The sequence below is a fragment of the Aquabacterium sp. UBA2148 genome (assembly GCF_002328915.1).
Lineage (GTDB): Bacteria > Pseudomonadota > Gammaproteobacteria > Burkholderiales > Burkholderiaceae_C > Aquabacterium > Aquabacterium parvum.
In genome coordinates, this window is record NZ_DCXA01000081.1 from 5,741 (window position 1) to 7,819 (window position 2,079).

The 2,079-nt window shown below is 67.5% G+C and carries 2 protein-coding genes; both read right to left on the reverse strand.

The window, feature by feature from the left end; genetic code table 11:
• Positions 1-95: 95 nt before the first annotated feature.
• Positions 96-1,151 carry a putative solute-binding protein gene (locus B2W70_RS04305; RefSeq protein ID WP_286743205.1) on the reverse strand — a complete coding sequence of 352 codons (1,056 nt, stop codon included), beginning with the start codon at positions 1,149-1,151 and terminating at the stop codon, positions 96-98.
• A 237-nt stretch (positions 1,152-1,388) separates the two neighbouring features.
• Positions 1,389-2,079: murein biosynthesis integral membrane protein MurJ (murJ, locus tag B2W70_RS04310; protein WP_286743207.1), on the reverse strand; the 691-nt coding region annotated here is incomplete at its 5' end.

A 2,079-nucleotide genomic window follows, 5' to 3' on the forward strand; every position in this document is an offset into this window, starting at 1 on the left:
TGAAGAAGCGATCGACCGGGTGCGCGAACTCTGAACCCGCCTCATGCGGGCCGAACCCGTGCAGGCCACGCCGGCTTGCACGCAGTCCTGGTTGGTCAGCCTTCTTCGTTGGCCGACTTGCACTCGGCTTCAGCCGGGTTGACCGAGCAACGCACCTTCTTGATCACCGACAGGCCGCGCTTGTCGTACACGCCCTGGCCCAGGATGGCCAGGCGCGACTCCTGCAGCATGGTGTTGTACTGGCGGGTCTGGTCGGCGCTCAGGTCGATCCAGGCGCTGCCGGGGATGCTGGCGTCGGCGTTGCCGATCAGGGCCATGGCGCGGTCGAACTGACCGGCCCAGTAGCCGCGCGACTTCTCGCCGAAGCCGGCCGGGAACTTGGCGGGGTTGAGCACCACCTGGTAGGTCAGGATCATCAGCGGGAAGCGCGCGATGCCGCCCTTGGCGCCCAGCCCCTTGTTCAGTTCAAGCGGCTTGTAGGCCAGCGTGGGTGCGGCGATCATGTCGAGCGCACCGGCGTTGAACTGGCTGGCGAAGTTGTTGATGTCGGCCGACACCGGCTGAGCCTTGATGCGCTGAATCATCAACGACTGGGCCTTGTCGTGGTCGAAGGCGGCGATCTTCTTGCCGGCCAGGGCCTCGACGGTGTTGACGCTGCGGTCGCGCACCATGGGGTAGGCCGCGCCGAACGGGAAGATCCCGCCGACTTCCGTGCTGCCCTGGGTCATCAGGCTGGCGGCTTGGGGCGCAGCGAAGGTTTGCACGACCTTGCGCACCACGTCGTAGCTGGCGGGCATGTCGATCTTGCCGTCACGGATCACGGTGGTCGCGCCCAGGGTGTCGATGGAAGCGGCCACACCGTTGAACTCACGGGTGCGGAAGGCCGTGGCCATCAGCGCGTCGCACTGGCCCGAGCGGAAGTCGGCCGTGGCCGTGGCTTCGTTGTTGTAGGCCTTGAGCTCCAGGCTGGCGCCCTCCTTCTGCATGGCCAGGGCGTAGTCCTTGGCCATGTTGTAGGCGTCACCGGTGGCGCCGACGATGTCGAAGACACAGACCTTTTGGCCCGCATGGGCAGACAGCGAGCAGGCGATCAGGGCCAGGGCGGCGCCGGTGCGCAGGGCAAAGCGTTGAGCGGTGTGTTGAGCGTTCATGGGATCTTCTCTCCGGGTTGGAAACGAAGCCGCGATCCTAGGAACGCCCCCCGGCAGCCTGTAACGACATGCTGCGATGTCTCGCCATGCGCAAGCCGCGCCTCCCGGGGAAGGCTGCCCCGGCTCGACAACTGTCACGACCGCACACACATCGCCAGGGCCTTGTGACAACAGCCGGTTCGCGCATGGGCAGCCTCAGCCTCGGCGCACCACCGGCGCCACGTCACCAGCACCATGTCACCGGCGCAACATCTGCTTGAGCTTCAAACCGGTGGCGGCCAGCACACCGAAGTACGCGACCGCCGCCGCCACCAGGCAGGCCGCCAGCAGGCCGATGCGCACGAAGGGCTGGGCACGCAGCCCGATCCAGTCGATGTGCGTGGCGGCCCACCACATGCCCACGCCCAGCAGCGCGGTGGCCAGCACCACCCGCAGGGCAAAGCCCAGCCAGCCAGGCGCCGGGTCGTAGCGCCCGGACTTCTTGAGCCCGCGCAACAGCCAGGCCGCGTTGACCAGCGAAGCCAGGCCGATGGACAAGGCCAGGCCAGCTTGCTGGAACATCGGCACGAAAACCACGTTGAGCACCTGCGTGAGCACCAGCACCGCGATGCCGATGCGCACCGGCGTGCGGATGTCCTGCGCGGCGTAAAAGCCCGGCGCCAGGATCTTGATCGACACCAGGCCCATCAGGCCCACGCCATACCCCATCAACGCCCGCACCGTCTGCGCGACGTCGGCATCCTGAAAGGCCCCGTAGTGGTAGAGCACCGCCACCAGCGGTGTCGGAAAGACGAGCAGCGCCACGGCGCACGGCAGCGCCAGCATCACCACCAGGCGCAGCCCCCAATCCAGCAGGGCCGAAAACTGCTTCGTGTCGCCCCCGGCCTGCGCCCGCGAGAGCTGCGGCAGCAGCACCACGCCCAGCGCC

Coding starts and splice junctions, on each gene's coding strand:
- B2W70_RS04305 (WP_286743205.1), bottom strand. CDS start 1,151: ATGAACGCTCAACACACCGCTCAACGCTTTGCCCTGCGCACCGGCGCC.